Raw genomic sequence first — 18,546 nt, 5'->3', positions numbered from 1 at the left:
GTGAGCCCACGGTGTGCGTCAAATCGACGGTGGAGGGTTGCCAGACGGGCTCTGTTGCAAACTTCTGGTGTTGGCGCATGATGCTCGGCTTTCACCACATTGTTCAGATACTTGACCTGCCGGTACTCCGTCTCCTCAAGACTGTTCTCCGCCTGGGAGAGAGGTAGAAGTCGATGGGGCGCTGTTACGGGAAGGTTGGTGGCCCGCCGCAGCCTTTCACGTGACAGCTCGGAGCACAAGCCATGTCCCAGCGAGCACAGTTTATCACCCATGACGTGCAGAACCAGCCCGATCCCATGCCAGCCTACAACGCATGGCTGGGTGATCGGCCCCTGCGCCAGGCCGTAGAGCGGGAAGGGGGCGCTTGGGCCGCCGGCACCCTGACGATGTATGGCTCCCTTGCCGGTGGCGCGCTGATGGAACTGGGAGCGCAGGCCAACGAGAACCGGCCGCAGCTCCAGAGCTTCGATCGCTATGGTCGCCGCATCGACGAGGTGGCGTTTCACCCGGCCTACCATGAGGTGATGCGGCAGGCCATGCACTTTGGTGTTCACAGCTTCGCCTGGCGCAACGCCGGCCAGCCGGGTGCCCATGTGGCACGCGCCGCGCTGATGTACATGGGCAGCCAAGCAGAAGCCGGCACCTCCTGCCCGCTGACCATGACCTACGCCTCCGTGCCGGCGCTGCGCCACGCGCCTGATCTGGCAGCCGAATGGCTGCCGCGGGTGACGGCGCTGGAGTATGACCCGCGCTCGATCCCCGCCGGGCACAAGACCGCCTGCACGATCGGCATGGGAATGACGGAAAAGCAGGGCGGCTCCGATGTACGCAGCAACACCACCCGGGCGATACGGCAGCGGGATGGTGGCTACGAACTCGTCGGGCACAAATTCTTCTTTTCCGCTCCGATGTGCGACGCCCATCTGGTGCTGGCGCAGGCGGAAGGGGGGCTGAGTTGCTTCCTGGTGCCGCGCTTCCTTCCTGACGGTACGCGCAACGCGGTGGAGATCCAGCGCCTCAAGGACAAGCTCGGCGATTGGAGCAATGCCTCTGCCGAGGTGGAGTTCCTGGGCGCCTCCGCCAGTATGGTCGGCCACGAGGGACGAGGTGTGGCCACCATCATCGAGATGGTGGCGCTGACGCGGCTTGACTGTATGATCGGCTCGGCCGCACTGATGCGGCAGGCGCTGGTGCAGGCGCTGCACCACACCAGCCAGCGCCGCGCGTTCGGCCGCCTGCTGATCGACCAGCCGCTGATGCGCAACGTCCTTGCCGACTTGGCGCTGGAAAGCGAGGCGGCCGTCGCCTTGGCGATGCGCGTCGCCCGTGCCGTGGACTCCACCACCAGCAACAAGGAAGAGGCGGCGTTCGCCCGCATCGCCACCGCCATCGGCAAATATTGGATCTGTAAGCGCTGTCCGCCGATGGTGAACGAAGCGCAGGAATGCCTGGGCGGTATCGGCTATGTCGAGGAGAGCAATCTACCGCGCCTGTATCGTCAAGCCCCGCTCAACTCGATCTGGGAGGGAAGTGGCAACGTGCAGTGTCTGGACGTGCTGCGCACCTTGAAAAAGGAACCGGACGGCGCCCAAGCCCTGCTCGGCGAGTTGGCCACTGTCCGGGGTCGGAGCACGGATCTGGACCGCGAGGCGGAGTGGCTTGCCGCCACTTTTGCCGATACCGACGGACTGGAAGCACGCAGCCGACGTGTGGTGGAACGCGCTGCCCTCGCATTGCAGGCGACTGTTCTGTTGAAGGGCGACGACCCGCCGGTGGCCGAGACTTTTTGCCGTTCGCGCCTGGGCGGGGATCGCGGTTTGGCCTTCGGCACGCTGGACCCGCATGCGCCGCTGTCCGCGCTTATTCGCCGCGCGACGATCGACGGGTAATGGGTCGCGCTTCAAGCAGGAGCGTGTGGCGGGACAGGCGCGACGAGCGGCTCTTCGCTCGGGGCTCCCTTTCTAACACGACATCCTCGATCACTGCTGCTTTGCCAGCACCTTGGGGAAAGCGGCCGCAGACGGAGGAAGACAAAAGGGCGGCCCCGCCGGATGAACCAGGCGGGGCCAAGATCATGGGATGGGAGGTGGGTAACTCGCTACTCAGCGCTGGCGAACAAGGGCGCCTTGGCCGGCGACGTTGCCGATGCCGGCGGCGAGGTTCTGCACGTTGGCAAGGTTCGGAGGGCCAAAAGGCGTCCGGCCACCGGAGCGCTGGAGCACCGTCACGCCCTGCGACGCCGAGTTGCCGATACCCGCCGCAGTGTTCGACACATTGGCCATCGAGCCGCCGGGGAACAGCCCGCCGCTGCGCTGGCCGACGAACACGCCTTGGCTGGCGGTGTTGCCGACGCCGGCCGAGAGGTTCGAAACGTTCGCCATGTTCGGGCCGCCGAACAACCCGCCGCTACGCTGCAACGTCGTGACGTTCTGAGTGGCGGCATTGCCGATGCCGGCCGCGGTGTTCGACAGGTTGGACACATTCTGCGCCATGGCGGGAGCGGCGAACAGGGCAAGGGTGGCGAAGCCGGCGAGCAGGGAGGTGCGGATCATGGTGCGGTCTCCTTGGTGGGGCCGGTGCTCTGCATCCGGCCGGTGGTCTCGATGACATCACCCTAACGAACTCCGCCCGCCGCCGATGTGAGCCTGGCCACAGGCGGCCGCATGTCTCGTCCACGCCGAATGTTCCCCATCACGGCGGGACGGAGCGTTCGCGGCGATGCGCGCCGAATGGCGCGGAGTTTGCGCAAGCACAAAGAGGATCCGGCATTGTCGTGGCATGGTCCGACCATGACCTTTCCATCATTTTACGATGCGGCGCCGCGGCTCATTGTGCGCGATCCGCTGAGCGAGTTCCTCGGCGCGGCCGAGGGCGGCCTGCTTCACTACGGATATGCCGACGCTGTGCGGCTTGCCGGCCATTCCTGTCCGACCGTCGCGGGATCTTACCTGATGACTGTACGGTCATTGGAGAAGCTGTATCCCGATGAAGTGCCCGAACGCGGGGCTGTTGCAGTCTCCGTTCGTGAGGCCGCCGACGAGGGTGTGGCCGGCGTGATGGCAAGCGTCGCCACGCTGCTGACCGGAGCGACGAAAGACACCGGCTTTAAAGGCATCGCCGGACGCTTCGACCGCCGGAACCTCCTGTCCTTCGGCGTCGGCATGCAAGGCGCCATGGCCTTCGTCCGCACCGACACGGGGGCGGGCCTGCAGGCGACACTCGACATGAGTGTCGTTCCGGTGGATCCGGCGATGCCTCGCCTTCTGCAGCGCGTGTTGTCCGACGCGGCCACAGCGGACGACGCGGCGCAGTTCCGCAGCCTATGGCAGGAGCGGGTCCGACGCATGCTGGTGGATCACGCCGACGACCCACGTTTGGTCAGCCTTACCGTTTGGAATTCCTGACCCGGCGCGTAACGGCGGATGAGAGCGGCGATGGCACATCGGCAACGACATGACCTCCTCCCCTTGGCGACGCTGACCGCTTCACTTCCCAGCGCCGTCGATGACGTGCTCACGCCGGCGCAGGACGTCACCCTTGCGTCGGCTTACAGCCGATGCTGACGGACGGCGCCTGCGACGGCGAAGCGGTCTACCGTGCGGTAACTGCCCAAAGCCCCGACGCCAAGGTGATCGTCCCGCCGCGCTCGAGCGCGGTGGCGCGCGACACGACCGGGAGCACCCCCAGCCAACGCGGTCGCCACATCCAGATGATCAACGAGCGTGGTCGGCTCGGCTGGCAGTGGATAGTACCCAACGTAAGGCGCTGGTCTCCCCGTCAATGCGTCCCCGGATTGGCCCGCGCCCTCGTCACCGCGTTCGCCACGTCGGTCCAGGCCGCCTTGTCGGGTGCGAAGCGGCCGCGCAGATACGCCATCAGATCCGCAATCTGGCGGTCGGACAGGCTGTCGCGGAAGGCCGGCATATAGCCGAGGTCGCGGGTCGCCGGGTTCTGGATGCCGTGCAGGATGACGTGGGCAAGATTGTCGGGGCTGTCGCTGTGGACGTTGCTGTTCACCGCCATGGAGGGGCTGACGCCGAACAGCGTCGGCCCTTCGCCGTCGCTGTGGCAGGCTTGGCAGGCGCCGTTGAAGATGCGCTCTCCATTGGCGGAACTGACGGGGGCGGGGGTGGCTGCAGGCGCTTCCACCGCATCACCGCCCACCTCGCTGCCCAGGGAGGCGAGATAGACCGCCATCGCCCGCACGTCTGTCTCCGGCACGGTGGACAGTTCGTGCACCACCGCGGCCATCGGGCCGGCGGCGACGCCATGGCGCTGGGAGAAGCCGGTGCGCAGATAGGTGAACAGGTCGTCCTCCGTCCAGGGCTTCGGCGCCTTGGACAGGCCGTTCAGGGCCGGTGCCTCCCAGCCATCGACCGTGCCTCCGGCCAGGAACGCGTCGCCCAGCTTCTCCGCCCCCAGCGCGTTGCGCGGGCTGTGGCAGGCGGCGCAGTGGCCGAGGCCGTTGACCAGATAGTTGCCGCGGTTCCACTCCGCAGTCTTCTGCGGGTCCGGCTTGTAAGTCTCGCGGTTGAGGAACAGCGTGTTCCACCCCGCCATCATCGGGCGCAGGTTGAAGGGGAAGCGCATGGTGTTAGCCGGCGTCTCGCTGCGCACCGGCTGCTGCGTCATCATGTAGGCGTAGAGCGCCTGCATGTCGTCGTCGGTCATGTTGCGGAAGGCGGTGTAGGGGAAGGCCGGATAGAGATGCCGGCCGTCGCGGCTGATCCCCTCGCGCATCGCCCGGTCGAAGGCGGCGAAGGACCAGCGCCCGATCCCGCCGTCCGGGTCCGGCGTGATGTTGGTGCTGTAGACGGTGCCGAACGGCGTCTCGAACGGCCGACCGCCGGCGTTGGTCGTACCATTCTCCACCGTGTGGCAGACCGCGCAGTCGCCGAGTGCCGCCAATTGCCGCCCGCGTTCGATGGTGGCGGACGACCACAGCCCGGCAGATGGCGGCGCCACCGGGGCGATCTCGGCGCGGAAGGGCAGGGCGCTGCTCGCCATGCCGATCATCACCCCGCATAAGCCGGTCAGCGAGGCGCCGAGCCATGCCTTCCAGCCGCGCTTGCGCGGCTTGGCCGCTTCCGGCGGGGAGGGAGGGACCGGCTCGGACGGGCCGTTCAGCGCCTCCCTCACCCGTTCCGCAGTGATCGGCAACTCGCGGAAGCGGATGCCGGTGGCGTCGAAGATGGCGTTGGCGATGGCCGCCGCGCTGGGCACGGAGGCGGATTCGCCCGATCCCAGCGGCGGTTCGTTCTCGCGCGGCATCATCAGCACGTCGATGTCCGGCACCTCGGGGAAGGTCATGATCGGATAGCCGCCCCACTCCTTGGCGGCGACCACCGAGTCTTCGAACTCCACCTGTTCCTTCAGCACGCGGCTGGTCGATTGGATGACGTTGCCGTGGATCTGGTGGCGCACGCCGTCGGGGTTGATCATCTGCCCGGCGTCATGGCCGACCACCACGCGGGTCACCGCGATCTCGCCGGTCTTGCGGTCCACCGCCACGTCCGCCACCCAGGCCGCCCAGGCGGCGCCGAAGCCGGGGAACTTGCTGTGGATGTAGCGGGCATAGGCGAAGCCGCGACCGCGCAGCACGTCGCCCTCCGGCGGGGTCTGCTGCGGGGCGGTGCGCGGTTGCCAGTTGGCGCGGCCGGCGACGGCGCGGATCAGGTCGGCGGCGCGTTCGTCCTCGCGCAGGTGGCGCAGGCGGAACTCCACCGGATCGACCCCGGCGGCGAAGGCCAGCTCGTCGATGTAACTGTCATGGGCGAAGCTGTTGGGCATCGCCGACACGCCGCGCATCCAGGAGGCGCGGACGATGGGGGCCATGTCGTTGATGACCACCCGCATGTTCTCGTAATCGTAGGGCGGGATGGAGGTGCGGTCGCCCATCTCGAACACCGCCGCCACCGGATCGACCCGCCCGGTCAGCAGCAGCGCCAGAGTCGGCGCACCGTTCGACGGGTAGCTGGTGGCGAAGTCGTAGGCGACGATGCCGCCATCGGCGCTGATGCCGCCATCGACCTCCATCAATTGCGCGGTGCCCTTCGGCTCCCACAGATGCTCCTGCTCGCGGGTCAGCTGGACGCGCACCGGCCGGCCGACCGCCTGCGACAGCAGCAGCGCATCCGCCGCCACGTCGTCGGCGCAGTTGCGGCCATAGCAGCCGGCAGCCTCCATCCGCACCACGTCGATCCGCTCCTCCGGCCATTCCAGCAGCCAGGCGAGGTCGGCGCGCAGCAGATGCGGGTTCTGGGTGCCGGACCAGACGGTCGCATGGTCCGCCTTGCAGTCGGCGACGGCGCAGGACGGACCGATCGAGCCGTGCATCTGGTAGGGCCAGACATAGGTGCGCGTCATCCGCTGATCGGCGGTGGCAAGCGCGGCATCGACGTCGCCCTTGTCCAGCACTTTGCGCGGCGTGCTGGGGTTCTCGCGCAGCGCCTGGGCAAGGTTCGACAGGTCGGGCAGCTTGCGGGTCCAGGGCCTCCAGGTGATCTTCAGCTCGCGCGCGGCCTTGATCGCCTGCTCCTCGCGCTCCGCCACCACGCCGACGAAGTCGCGCAGCACCACCACCCTGACGACGCCGGGGATGTGGGCGATGGAGCCCTCATCGACGCTTTCCAGGCTGTTGCCGACGAACTCGCCGCTGTCGATGCCGGCATAGGGCGGGCGGACCACCCGGCCATGCAGCATTCCGGGAAGCCGCAGGTCGTGGACATACGAGAATTCGCCGGTCGCCTTGGCCGGGATGTCGACGCGCGGCGCGCCCTTGCCGACCAGCTTGTACTGTTCGCGCGCCTTCAGCGGGGCCTTGCCGCTGATGCGCAGTTCCACCCGCTCGCCCCGCACCAGTTCGCCGTAGGAGATGCGGCGGTTGCCGTCGCCGGCGATCACCACGCCCTCTTCGACCCGCAACTCGCCCGCCGGCACGCCGAACAGGGCGGCGGCGCGCTCCAGCAGGAAACGGCGCGCTTCGGCTGCCGCATTGCGCAGAGGCACGGCGGAGATCTGGATGGTGGCGCTGGCGATGGTGGCGCCCTGGTTCGGCGTCCGGCCGGTGTCGCCCAGCACCATGCGCAGCTGGTCCATGCGCAGGTCCAGCTCCTCCGCGACGATCTGGGTCAGCGCCGTCCGGATGCCGGTGCCGAGATCGACATGGCCGTTGAAGGCGAAGACCTGCCCGTCGTCACGCACCGCCAGGAACAGGGCGGTCTCCGGCGGCTTCGGCGTCGCGGTGCCGCCCTTGGCGACCAAGCCGGCGGGCGGCTGGATCTCGTCAACGATCAGCAGGACGCCGGTCGCCGCCATCAGCTCCGCACGGGTCGGCGTCGGCTGGGATTGCGTTTCGGGCGTCGGGCCGGGCGTTGGGTTGATCGTCATGATGTGCTCCGGGGGAGGAGAGAAGCCGCGCGGCCCGCATGACGGCGCGCAGGATTTCGACATGGGTGCCGCAGCGGCACAGATTGCCGGACAGGGCGCGGCGCACCTCGTCCATGGTTGGGGTCGGATTGCGGTCGAGCAGCGCCTTGGCGGTCATGATCATGCCGTTCATGCAATAGCCGCACTGGGCGGCCTGCTCGTCGATGAAGGCCTGCTGGACCGGGTGCGGGGCGGCACTGCTGCCCAGCCCTTCCAGAGTCACCACCTCGCGCCCCTCCACCCCCGCCAGCGGGATGACGCAGGACCGCGCGGCCACGCCGTCGAGGATGACGGTGCAGGCCCCGCATTCGCCGAGCCCGCAGCCGTATTTCGGCCCGTTCAGGGCCAGATCGTTGCGAAGGATGTAGAGCAGCGGCGTGTCGGCCATCGCCGTCACCGAGACGGCGCGGCCATTCACCCGCAGCGCGATGGTCTTTTCCATAAAGCGTCCGTCCGGTGCGATAGGTCCCGCATCCCCGCGAGCCTCCGCGGGAGTCTTGTCTGGAAGGCGTCGGCGGGAGGTTACTCCTCCCCGTCCTGCGCGATCATCTTCTGCAGGACATGGGTGACGGCCAGCCGTTCCGCCGGGTTCAGCTGTCCCATGGTCAACTCGCTGATCCGCTTGGCGCAGGGCACCATGTCCTCCAGCAGTTGCCGCCCCTCGTCGGTGAGGCAGTTGATGACCTTGCGGCGGTCCTGCGCGTCGGAGGTCTGGCGGATCAGCCCGCGCGCCTTCAGCCGGTCGACGATGCCGCGGATCGTCGCCTGGTCGATGGCGGTGGACTTCACCAACTCGATCAGCGAACTCGGCCCGTTGTCGCGAATGGCGCAGAGCGTGACGAACTGCACCGAGGTCAGCTGCGGGTCGCAGGCGTTGCGCTGGAAGATGGCGAGGTGCCGCTGATAGGCCCGCCGCAGCAGATGGCCGATCTGGTCGGAGAAGACGTAATCGGCTTCTCCGGGGCCAGCGTCGGCGCCGCCTTCAGGCAACAGGTCTTGGGTCATCGGGGTCAACATGCGGTGGACCGGTGGGTAGCGGACGATAGCAGCGGCGGCGGGGGCAGGGAAGGGTGGCGGGCTTCCGCCCTCATGCCGCACGTCATGCCCTCGAGGCTTCCGGCGCCACCACGTCGCCGGCCAGCACCACCGGCTCGCCGTCCAGCAGGATGTCGCAGCCGCGCAAGGGGATGTCCATGTGGCAGGGGGTCTTGCGGCTGCCGCCGACCTCGGTGTTCGGGCCGGTGGAGAACAGGAAGTTTCCGTAGAAGGCGCGCGCGTCCATGCACATGCCGTCGTTCTTGTCGTGCAGCCCCATCGCCGTCCATTGCGCCCTCGGCTGCAGGCCCCAGCCGATGTGGGAGATGCCGTAGACCTCCGGATCCTTGAAATAGGCCATGTAGTCGCGCAGGTATTCCGCCTCGAACCCACCATGGATGCGGCGGATGAAGCCCTCCTCGATCTCCAGCGTCACCTTCTCCCGCACATAGGTCTTGAAGGGCAGCAGGATGTCGCCGACGTCGAGAACCAGCGTGCCTTCGGCACTGCCCTCGTCCGGCCAGGAGAACAGGAAGCCGCTCGGCCAGTGGTCCCAGCGGCCCGGCTCGTCGGCGAATCCGTACTCCGTCACCGTCGGATACTGGCCGAGCGTCGCGCGGAAATCGCTGCCGGCCTTGGAGGTCACGGTTATGGAGCGGGCGCGCTTGAGCCGCTCCGCCGCGGCGTTGACGCGGATCTTGTCCTCTTCGGTCGGCAGGATGCGGGCCAGCACCTCCGGCGGCTCGACCGCCAGCAGGATGCGGGTGCCGGTCTTCAGGATCTGCTCCTGTTCCGGCGAATGCAGCAGCATCATGGTGTCGACGATCAGGTCGGCCGCCTCCAGCGCGCGCTGGGCGGCGAGGTTGCCGGTCAGGGGCGTGTCGCCGCAATAGGCGGTCATGTCCATGCCCATGGCGCGCGGGTGGTTGAAGGCCGGCAGTTCGACCCCGTAGACGTTCGCGCCCAGGCGCTGTGCCGCGTCCATCGCGGCGCGCACGATGCGCGGATTGGAATAGTCGCTTTTCAGCACAGCGACGCTTTGGGTCTTGTCCACCTTGGACAGGGTCAGAACCCGTTCGAACATCTGCGTCAGTTCGCGATCACTCACCGGCATCTCATCTCTCCCAACCTTGGTGGCCATGGTCGCCGAAGCGCGATCCGGGCCGTGTTTTCGGGTGGACAACCGCCGATCATCGCGGCGGGCTGACCAGGATATATAGAGCGTATAAGCTTAATTCGACCACGAACAGTAAGGTAGCAAACCCTTCACCGCCGCTGTGCCGATATGAACGTTAAATAGGCAACCCTGATTTAAAATGAGGCTGAGCAAGGCCAAATCGTGGTCACTCCGTGCCGCAAACGGCCCTGCCTGCCCCGCAAAGGCTGAGTAGCGTTGTATGGCGAATTGTGTTGCATGGCAAGCTGAAACAGCGTACACACTTCATATCGAGTTCAATGCAACGGTCGACGGCCGGAGCCGGGGCGAGAAGCCCCCGGACACTCCTCCCGCACCCTTGCATCCGGTCGCGAGCCCTTCGGCGGCGCCGACCGAACACCCCCACGTCAGCAAAGGGCCATATCCATGGGAAAGACTCAGAGAATCGCTATCGTCGGGGCCGGCCTGGGCGGAGCAGCCGCCGCCGGGCTCCTGCAGCAGGCCGGGTTCCAGGTGGATGTCTACGAACAGGCGCCTGAATTCTCCCGGCTCGGCGCGGGGATTCATGTCGGTCCCAACGTGATGAAGGTGTTCCGCCGCCTTGGCATCGAAAAGCCGCTGGAGGCGATGGGCTCCAAGCCGGACTTCTGGTTCAGCCGCGACGGCTTCACCGGCGATTACCTGTCGCGCATTCCCTTGGGTGACTTCGCCAAGCGTGAGTACGGCGCCGCCTATGTCACCGTTCACCGCGGCGACATGCATCTGCTGCAGATGGACACGCTGGCCCCCGGCACCGTCCAGTTCGACAAGCGGTTGGAAACCATCACCGACAGCGGCGACGACGTGCGCCTGACCTTCGCCGACGGGACCGAGGCGCGCGCCGACATCGTCATCGGTGCCGACGGCATCAACTCCCGCATCCGCGAGGCCCTGCTGGGCGTCGAGGCGCCGAACTACAGCGGCTGGGTCGCCCACCGCGCCCTGATCCGCGGCGATCAGCTCGCCAAATACGACCTGACCTTCGAGGACTGCATCAAGTGGTGGACCGAGGACCGTCACATGATGGTCTATTTCACCACCGGGAAGCGCGACGAATACTACTACGTCACGGGCGTGCCGCATCCGGCCTGGGACTTCCAGGAGGCCTTCGTCGACAGCAGCCGTGAGGAGATGTTCGAGGCGTTCCAGGGCTATCACCCGACCGTCCAGGCGCTGATCGAGTGCACGGACGAGGTCACCAAATGGCCGCTGCGCAACCGCAACCCGCTGCCGCTGTGGAGCCGCGGCCGGCTGGTCCTGCTCGGCGATGCCTGCCACCCGATGAAGCCGCACATGGCGCAGGGCGCCGGCATGGCGATCGAGGATGCGGCGATGCTGACCCGCTGCCTTTCCGAAACCGGCCTGACCGACTACCGCACCGCCTTCGCCCTGTACGAGGCCAACCGCAAGGACCGCGCGACGCGCGTGCAGGCGGTGTCCAACGCCAACACCTTCCTGCGCAATCAGGAGGATCCCGCCTGGGTCTTCGGCTACGACGTGTATGAGCAGCCGCTGCGCGAAGGCATCGCGGCATGACCGCCTCGACCTTCCTCTACGGCGCCAACGTCCAGGCCAACGGCATCCGCCAGCATTACCTGCGCTATTGCGGGGAGCGGCATGCCGGCCGCCCGGCCATCGTGCTGATCCCCGGTATCACCAGCCCGGCCGTCACCTGGGGCTTCGTCGCCGAGCGCTTCGGGCAGCAGTTCGACACCTATGTGCTGGACGTGCGCGGGCGTGGTCTGTCGGAAAGCGGTCCGCATCTGGATTACGGCATCGATGCCTGTGCCGACGACGTGAACGCCTTCGTCGCCGCGCTCGGCCTGACCGATTACGTCCTGGTCGGCCATTCCATGGGCGCCCGCTTCGCCATCCGCGCCTCGGTGCGCGGAAATGCGAAGGGCCTGCGCCAGCTGGTGCTGATCGACCCGCCGGTCTCCGGCCCCGGCCGCCGGTCCTATCCCAGCGGCCTGCCCTGGTACGTCGATTCGATCCGCCAATCCTTGAAGGGCATGGATGCCGACGCCATGCGCGCCTTCTGCCCGACCTGGACGGAGGAGCAGCTGCGGCTGCGCGCGGAATGGCTGCACACCTGCTACGAGCCGGCCATCGTCCGGGCCTATGAGGGCTTCCACCAGGACGACATCCATGCCGACCTGCCGAAGCTGCCGGTCCCGGCGCTGCTGATCGTCGCCGGCCGCGGCGGCGTCATCCAGCCGGAAGACGAGGAGGAGATCGCCCGCCTCCAGCCCGCCATCCGCATCGCCCGCGTCCCCAACGCCGGGCACATGATCCCCTGGGACGATCTCGACGGCTTCTTCGCCGCCTTCGGCGACAGCCTCGATCATCCGCTCGCCTGACACACAGGAACCAATCCCATGCCTTCGCTGTACCGCATCGGCCAGATCGTCCCCAGCTCCAACGTCACCATGGAAACGGAAATCCCGGCCATGCTGACCGCGCGTCAGGCGATCCGCCCCGAACGCTTCACCTTCCATTCCGCCCGCATGCGGATGAAGACGGTCAAGAAGGAAGAGCTGGCGGCGATGGACGCCGAGTCCGACCGCTGCGCCGTCGAGTTGTCGGACGCCCGCGTCGATGTGCTGGGCTATGCCTGCCTCGTCGCCATCATGTCGATGGGCCTGGGCTATCATCGCGATTCCGAGGCGCGGCTTGCCCGCAAGACGCTGGAGAACGACGCGCCGGCCCCGGTGGTCACCAGCGCCGGCGCCCTGGTCGACGGGCTGAAGGTGATGGGCGCCAAGCGCATCGCCATCGTCGCCCCCTACATGCGCCCGCTGACCGAGCTGGTGGTGGATTACATCCGCGCCGAAGGCTTCGAGGTGCAGGACTGGCGCGCGCTGGAGATCCCCGACAATCTCGACGTCGCCCGCCACGACCCCAACAACCTGCCGGACATCGTGCGCGGCATGAACCTGGACGGGGTGGACGTGGTCGTCCTGTCCGCCTGCGTGCAGATGCCGTCGCTGCCGGTGGTGCCGCGGGTGGAGGCGGAAACCGGCAAGCCGGTGCTGACCGCCGCCATCGCCACGACCTACGCCATGCTGAAGGCGCTGAAGCTGGAGCCGGTCGTGCCCGGCGCCGGCGCCCTGCTGTCCGGCGCCTACTGAGGAGCGACCACATGACCGACGGGCAGAGCGCATCCGACAATTACAAGGGCGTCTGGGGCAACCGGATCGGCTTCGGCGAGCGGCCGGCCCTGCTTGTGATCGACTTCATGCAGGGCTACACCACCGAAGGCGCGCCGCTCTACGCCCCCGGCGTGGTGAGCGCGGTGGCGGAGACGGTGGAATTGCTGGACGCCGCCCGCCGCCATGGCGTGCCGGTCGTCCACACCAACATCCGCTACCATCCCGGCCATTTCGCCGATGGCGGCATGTGGGTGCGCAAGGCCCCGGTGATGAAGGACATGGTGGAGGGCAACCCGCTCGCCGCCTTCTGCCCGGAGGTTACGCCGCGACCCGACGAGGTGGTGATCTCCAAGCAGTATGCCAGCGCCTTCTTCGGCACCAGCCTCGCCCCGATGCTGCATGCGATGGGCGTCGACACGGTGGTGCTGACCGGCTGCTCGACCAGCGGCTGCATCCGCGCGACGGCCGTCGACGCGGTCCAACACGGCTTTCGCACCATCGTCGTGCGCGAGTGCGTCGGCGACCGCCACGATGGCCCGCACGAAGCCAACCTGTTCGACATCGACAGCAAATACGGCGATGTGGTGAACAAGCAGGAGGTGCTCGACCGGTTCGGCCGGTGAGGGTGCGGGGACATCCCCTCTCCCCCCAGGGAGAGGGTTAGGGTGAGGGGGGCGCGCGGCGAGGATCCTCAAGAGTCGCGCACCTCCGTGCCATAGAGGATCCACGCAATGCATCCCCCTCACCCCGACCCTCTCCCCGGGGGGAGAGGGGGATGAGCAGTTCAGGACCAATAAAAAGAAAACCGGGACCGACACCCGGCGCCGCACCCGAGACAGGCGGCGCCGGCATGCAAAAACAGGACGGGTTCACAACGCGATCAGCGTAAGGAGACAGACAGCATGTCTTATGCCCAGACGACAACAGCGAATGCCGCACCCAATGCAGCTTTGGGCGCGGCGCAGTCCGTCGATGCGGATGAGCTCTACAAGAAGATCACCTGGCGACTCATTCCCTTCCTCTGCTTCTGCTATCTGGCGGCCTATCTCGATCGCATCAACATCGGCTTCGCCAAGCTGCAGATGATGGGCGACCTCCAGTTCAGCGAGGCGGCCTATGGTCTGGGCGCCGGTCTGTTCTTCGTCGGCTACATCCTGTTCGAGGTGCCGAGCAACCTCGTGCTGACCAAGGTCGGCGCGCGGCTGTGGATCGCCCGCATCATGATCACCTGGGGCCTGTTGTCGGCCGCCACCATGCTGGTCTCCACCCCGACGCAGTTCTACATCGTCCGCTTCCTGCTGGGCGCGGCCGAGGCCGGCTTCCTGCCGGGCGTGCTCTATTACCTGACGCTGTGGTTCCCGACCTATCGCCGCGGCCGTATCATGGCGCTGTTCGTCATCGGCCTGCCGCTGTCCAGCGTGATCGGCGGCCCGCTGTCGGGCTGGATCATGAGCCATTTCGACCATGTCCAGGGCCTGCGCGGCTGGCAGTGGCTGTTCCTGCTGGAATCGATCCCCAGCGTGCTTCTCGGCTTCCTGACCTTCGTGGCGCTGCCCAACTCCTTCCGCGATGCCAAGTGGCTGTCGGGCGATGAGAAGGCCCGGATTGCCGCCGACCTGCATGGCGACGATTCGGAAGCCAAGCATGCCGGCCACAGCTTTAAGGAAGGACTGCTGAACCTGAAGGTTTGGATGCTGGGCGGCATCGATTTCGCCATCCTGCTGACCGCCTACGCCATCGGCTTCTGGCTGCCCACCTTCATCCGCAAGACCGGCGTGGTCGACCCGTTCCACATCGGCCTCTTGACGATGATCCCCAACATCCTGGCCGTGATCGGCATCCTGCTGATCGGCGCCAGTTCCGACCGGATGCGCGAGCGGCGCTGGCACATCATCGTCCCCTTCCTGGCCGCCTCGGCCGCCATGGCGGCCAGCACCTTCTTCGCCGAGAACCTCGTCGCCACCGTGGCGCTGTTCACCATCGCGTCGGTCGGCGTGCTGGGTCCGCTTCCGGCCTATTTCAGCCTGCCGGCCACCTTCCTGAAGGGCACGGCGGCGGCCACCGGCTTCGCCATGGCGATCTCGCTCGCCAGCATCGCCGGGCTGGTCAGCAACTCGCTGATCGGCATCGTCATCGACCTGACCGGCAGCAGCAACGCCGCCCTGTGGTTCTTCTCCGGCTGCTTGTTGATCGGCGCTCTGCTGGTCTACGCCCTGCCGCCGAAAGTGGTGAACCGCTGACCAAATGGTGTAGCGCGTAAACCATATGTGAAAGTCTGAATGAAATAATCTTGCAGTCGGCCCGGCCGGCGTCTCACCAGCGGGTGGGGCGCCGGCTCGGCCGTTCCGACAAGGCCTATCCAGCAAGACGCCAGACGCCGAGGGACGAGAGAGACATGATTTCCGCATTGCGTGGTATCCGGGGGCGCCTGTTGCTGCTGCCCCTGATCACCGTCCTGGCGCTGGTCGGCGCCGGGGCCATGACCGCCAGGACGCTCGGCACCGTGATGATGGAGGAGCGCCAAGCCCGCGCCCGCGTCGCGGTGGAGATGGTGACCTCCATCATCGAACGGTTCGAGCAGCGGGCCGCCTCCGGCGAGCTGCCGGTCGCCGACGCGCAGAAGCTGGCGCTCGACATCGCGCGGTCGGCCCGCTACGACGGATCGGAATATGCGCTGATCCTCGACCGCAAGGGCAACATCCTGGCCCACCTGAACCCGCAGGTCGAAGGCAAGGCGATGTGGGACAGCACCGACAAGAGCGGCCGGCTGTTCGTGCGCGACGAGATCAAGGCGGCCGAATCCGGCGGCGGCTATTCCTCCTTCTCTTTCCCCAAGCCCGGCTCCAGCGATCCGGTGGAGAAATCCGCCTATTCCAAGCTGACCAAGGGCTGGGGCTGGGTGGTCAGCTCCGGTGTCTATCTCGACACGGTGGCCGCCGCGCGCCTGCAGACCATGCTGAACATCGCCGCGGTGATCGCGGTGCTGGCGGCGGTCAGCCTCGGCCTTGCCGTGTGGATCGGCCGGCGCATCACCACGCCGATCCTGCAGCTGACCCAGGCCACCAACCGCATTTCCACCGGCGACCTGTCCGTCGCGATCAACCACCAGGACCGCAGCGACGAGGTCGGCACGCTTGCCCGCGCGCTGGAGGAGTTCAAGCGCAACGGGCTGGAAGTCCGCCGTCTCCAGGCGGAAGCCGAAGCGCAGAAGGATCGCACCGAGGCCGAACGCCGCGCCGCCCTGCTCGGCATGGCCGCCCAGTTCGAGGCCCGCGTGATGGGGATGGTTGCCGCCGTCGCCGCCGCGGCGCATGAGATGGAGAAAACCGCCTCCGGCATGGCCACCGCCGCCGACCGCTCCGGCACCCAGGCGCAGGCGGTGTCGCAGGCCTCCGAACAGGCCAGCAGCAACGTCAACACCGTCGCCGCCGCGACGGAGGAACTGTTCGCCTCCATCGCCGAGATCGGCCGTCAGGTGACCATGTCGACCAGCGTCGCCGGCCGTGCGGTGGATGAAGCCACGAAGATCGACGGCATGATCCAGAGCCTGGCGTCCGCCGCCCAGGAGATCGGACAGGTGGTGGAACTGATCAACGCCATCGCCGGCCAGACCAACCTGCTGGCGCTGAACGCCACCATCGAGGCAGCCCGCGCCGGCGAGCACGGCAAGGGCTTCGCCGTCGTCGCCTCGGAGGTCAAGGCGCTGGCCAACCAGACCGCCAAGGCCACCGAAGACATCCAGGCCAAGGTGCAGGAAATCCAGCAATTCACCGGGAATACGGTGACGGCGGTGCAGGGCATCGGCAGCACCATCACCTCGGTCAGCGACATCGCCACCGCCATCGCTTCGGCGGTGGAGCAGCAGAGCGCCGCCACCAAGGACATCGGCGCCAACATCCAGCAGGCCGCCCGCCACACGGCGGAGGTCAACAGCAACATCGCCGGGGTCGCCCAGACCGTCGGCCAGACCGGCAGCGCCGCGTCGGGCGTGCTGTCCGCCTCCAGCGGTCTGGTCCGCGAGACGGTCAGGCTGCGCAGCGAGGTCGAGGACTTCCTGTCGACCGTCCGCGCCGCCTGATCGGAGGCCTCAGCGGGCGGGGACAGCACGACGTCGACGAAAGCCCGCCCGCGAGCGGCATCGCCCTTTGCCATGACGGTGATGCCGCACTTCGCACCATCGTCGCCTATGCCGGCACCTGTCCGGTGCTCTGCCGCTGGATGGGTGTCGACTCCGTCCTGCTGAGGCCGCCCAACGCGTCGCCTGTCACCCTGACGGGCGGCCGTCGCTCCCGGAACCCGCAGACCGGCGTAAAACAGGAGTCGCCAAACAATCCGTCCTTGTCATAGTATGCAAGTCCATATCTGTCCGACGTCACGCCAGGGGGCCGCGGCTGGGTTTCAGCGGGGTTCCGACGTGATGGAGCGGGCCGGAGCAATGGCGCTCCAATCCGGGCCGACAGCCCTGATTGGGGCTTTTTTTGTTTTATTTTCAACCGGATAGCCGCCGGTTGGTCTGGGCGCGGGTTGCGGCGTGAGTGCGACGAAGAGGTGGATGCAGATGGATTGTACCCCCAAGAGCGGTGAACCGTGGAGAGTCGGCGTGCTGTTCTCGCAGACCGGGGTCACGGCGGGAATCGAACGCACCCAGCTCCAGGGCACGCTGATGGCGATCGAGGAGATCAATGCCGGCGGCGGGGTCAACGGCCGGGAGATCCTGCCGATCGTCCAGGATCCGCAATCCGATCCGGCGGTGTTCGCGGCTCTCGCCGAGCGGCTGATGACCGAGGAGCGGGTCAGCGTCCTGTTCGGCTGCTATATGTCGAGCACGCGTAAGGCGATCCTGCCGGTGGTGGAGCGGCGCAACGGGCTGCTGCTCTATTCGACCCTCTATGAGGGGTTCGAATGCTCGCGCAACGTCATCTACACCGGCGCCGCCCCCAACCAGAACGGCCGGCAACTGGCCGACTATCTGACGCGGGAATATGGCAGCCGCGTCTACATGGTGGGGTCGGACTACATCTATCCCTATGAATCCAGCCGGATCATGCGGGAGCTGGTGCTCCAGCGGTCGGGCAAGATCCTCGCCGAGAAGTACCTGCCGCTGAATGCGACGCAGAAGGCGTTCGCCCCGGTCATCCGCGACATCCGGCGCAAGGAGCCGGACTTCATCTTTTCCACGGTGGTCGGCGCCGCCACCGCCCACCTCTACCACGCCTATGCCGAGGCTGGGTTCGATCCGGCGCGGATGCCGATTGCCAGCCTGACCACCAGCGAGGCGGAAATCAGCGACATCGGCGTCGCCGCCTCGCGCGGGCACGTCACCGCCGCCCCCTATTTCGATTCCATCGACAGCGAGGCGAACCGCCGTTTCGTCGCCCGCTACCGCGAGCGGTTCGGGGAGCACGAGCGGACCAACGCATCGTGCGAGGCCGCCTATTTCCAGGTCCACCTGTTCGCCCAGGCTCTGCGCATCGCCAACTGCATGGACACCGACCGGCTGCGCGACGCCATCTTCGGGCAGGAGTTCGATGCGCCCCAGGGGCGGGTGCGGATCGATCCCGACAACAACCACACCTACCTGTGGCCACGCGTCGGCCGGGTCGATGCGGATGGCCGGTTCGAGATCGTCGCTGAGTCGCTGGTGGCGATGAAGCCCGATCCCTATCTGGTGGATCATAACGTTGCCGGCGAGGCGGACATCCGCTGGCGGCGGCAGGCCACGGTCTGACTGCAAAC

The 18,546-nt window shown here is 67.2% G+C and carries 14 protein-coding genes; 9 read left to right on the top strand and 5 right to left on the bottom strand.

The window, feature by feature from the left end; all coding sequences use genetic code 11:
- The first annotated feature begins 242 nt into the window (after window positions 1–242).
- Window positions 243–1,889, top strand: coding sequence for an isovaleryl-CoA dehydrogenase (locus ACCD06_RS21405; RefSeq protein WP_413343354.1), 1,647 nt, complete (start codon window positions 243–245; stop codon window positions 1,887–1,889).
- Window positions 1,890–2,102: 213 nt separating this feature from the next.
- Here the strand turns inward: ACCD06_RS21405 and ACCD06_RS21400 are convergent, their stop codons facing one another.
- Entirely contained in the window at window positions 2,103–2,552 is a 450-nt protein-coding gene (locus ACCD06_RS21400) for a hypothetical protein (RefSeq protein WP_136702867.1), read from the bottom strand.
- A gap of 177 nt (window positions 2,553–2,729) precedes the next feature.
- Between ACCD06_RS21400 and ACCD06_RS21395 the strand changes: the two genes are divergently transcribed.
- A complete protein-coding gene (locus ACCD06_RS21395) occupies window positions 2,730–3,404 on the top strand; it encodes an FmdE family protein (protein ID WP_413343352.1) in 675 nt (224 codons plus the stop codon).
- A 373-nt stretch (window positions 3,405–3,777) separates the two neighbouring features.
- Here ACCD06_RS21395 and ACCD06_RS21390 read toward each other — a convergent pair whose 3' ends face one another.
- The 4 genes from ACCD06_RS21390 to ACCD06_RS21375 all read right to left on the bottom strand — a co-directional run bounded on the left by ACCD06_RS21390 (window position 3,778) and on the right by ACCD06_RS21375 (window position 9,577).
- Window positions 3,778–7,389, bottom strand: coding sequence for a molybdopterin cofactor-binding domain-containing protein (locus ACCD06_RS21390; RefSeq protein ID WP_413343350.1), 3,612 nt, complete (start codon window positions 7,387–7,389; stop codon window positions 3,778–3,780).
- Window positions 7,286–7,870, bottom strand: a complete 585-nt coding sequence (locus ACCD06_RS21385; protein ID WP_413343348.1) for a (2Fe-2S)-binding protein — start codon at window positions 7,868–7,870, stop codon at window positions 7,286–7,288. The genes ACCD06_RS21390 and ACCD06_RS21385 overlap by 104 nt, the downstream gene beginning before the upstream one ends.
- An 80-nt stretch (window positions 7,871–7,950) precedes the next feature.
- A complete protein-coding gene (locus ACCD06_RS21380; RefSeq protein WP_413343346.1) occupies window positions 7,951–8,433 on the bottom strand; it encodes a MarR family winged helix-turn-helix transcriptional regulator in 483 nt (160 codons plus the stop codon).
- A gap of 94 nt (window positions 8,434–8,527) precedes the next feature.
- Window positions 8,528–9,577 (bottom strand): 2,5-dihydroxypyridine 5,6-dioxygenase, encoded by a 1,050-nt coding sequence (locus ACCD06_RS21375; RefSeq protein WP_109154296.1) that lies wholly within the window; start codon window positions 9,575–9,577, stop codon window positions 8,528–8,530.
- 468 nt (window positions 9,578–10,045) lie between these two features.
- On the opposite strand from ACCD06_RS21375, the gene ACCD06_RS21370 reads away from it, so the two are divergent.
- The 7 genes from ACCD06_RS21370 (at window position 10,046) to ACCD06_RS21340 (ending at window position 18,538) form a co-directional block, all read left to right on the top strand.
- On the top strand, window positions 10,046–11,194 hold the full coding sequence (locus ACCD06_RS21370; protein WP_413343344.1) for an FAD-dependent monooxygenase: 1,149 nt from the start codon (window positions 10,046–10,048) through the stop codon (window positions 11,192–11,194).
- On the top strand, window positions 11,191–12,018 hold the full coding sequence (locus ACCD06_RS21365; RefSeq protein ID WP_413343342.1) for an alpha/beta fold hydrolase: 828 nt from the start codon (window positions 11,191–11,193) through the stop codon (window positions 12,016–12,018). Before ACCD06_RS21370 ends, ACCD06_RS21365 begins: the two co-directional genes overlap by 4 nt.
- A gap of 69 nt (window positions 12,019–12,087) precedes the next feature.
- On the top strand, window positions 12,088–12,789 hold the full coding sequence (locus tag ACCD06_RS21360; protein WP_211103526.1) for an Asp/Glu racemase: 702 nt from the start codon (window positions 12,088–12,090) through the stop codon (window positions 12,787–12,789).
- A gap of 11 nt (window positions 12,790–12,800) precedes the next feature.
- Window positions 12,801–13,433, top strand: coding sequence for an N-carbamoylsarcosine amidohydrolase (locus ACCD06_RS21355; protein WP_136702873.1), 633 nt, complete (start codon window positions 12,801–12,803; stop codon window positions 13,431–13,433).
- A 279-nt stretch (window positions 13,434–13,712) separates the two neighbouring features.
- Window positions 13,713–15,050: an MFS transporter gene (locus tag ACCD06_RS21350; protein WP_211103484.1), complete on the top strand. Its 1,338-nt coding sequence runs from the start codon at window positions 13,713–13,715 to the stop codon at window positions 15,048–15,050.
- Window positions 15,051–15,241: 191 nt separating this feature from the next.
- On the top strand, window positions 15,242–16,888 hold the full coding sequence (locus ACCD06_RS21345; protein ID WP_413343339.1) for a methyl-accepting chemotaxis protein: 1,647 nt from the start codon (window positions 15,242–15,244) through the stop codon (window positions 16,886–16,888).
- Window positions 16,889–17,362: 474 nt separating this feature from the next.
- Complete coding sequence (locus ACCD06_RS21340) at window positions 17,363–18,538, top strand: transporter substrate-binding domain-containing protein (RefSeq protein WP_413343337.1); 1,176 nt, start codon at window positions 17,363–17,365, stop codon at window positions 18,536–18,538.
- Window positions 18,539–18,546 lie beyond the last annotated feature (8 nt).

Source organism: Azospirillum sp. CT11-132 (assembly GCF_047302835.1).
Taxonomy (GTDB): Bacteria; Pseudomonadota; Alphaproteobacteria; order Azospirillales; family Azospirillaceae; genus Azospirillum.
The sequence above is the reverse complement of the archived record's forward strand: the minus strand, read 5'-3'. Positions and strand labels throughout refer to the sequence as shown.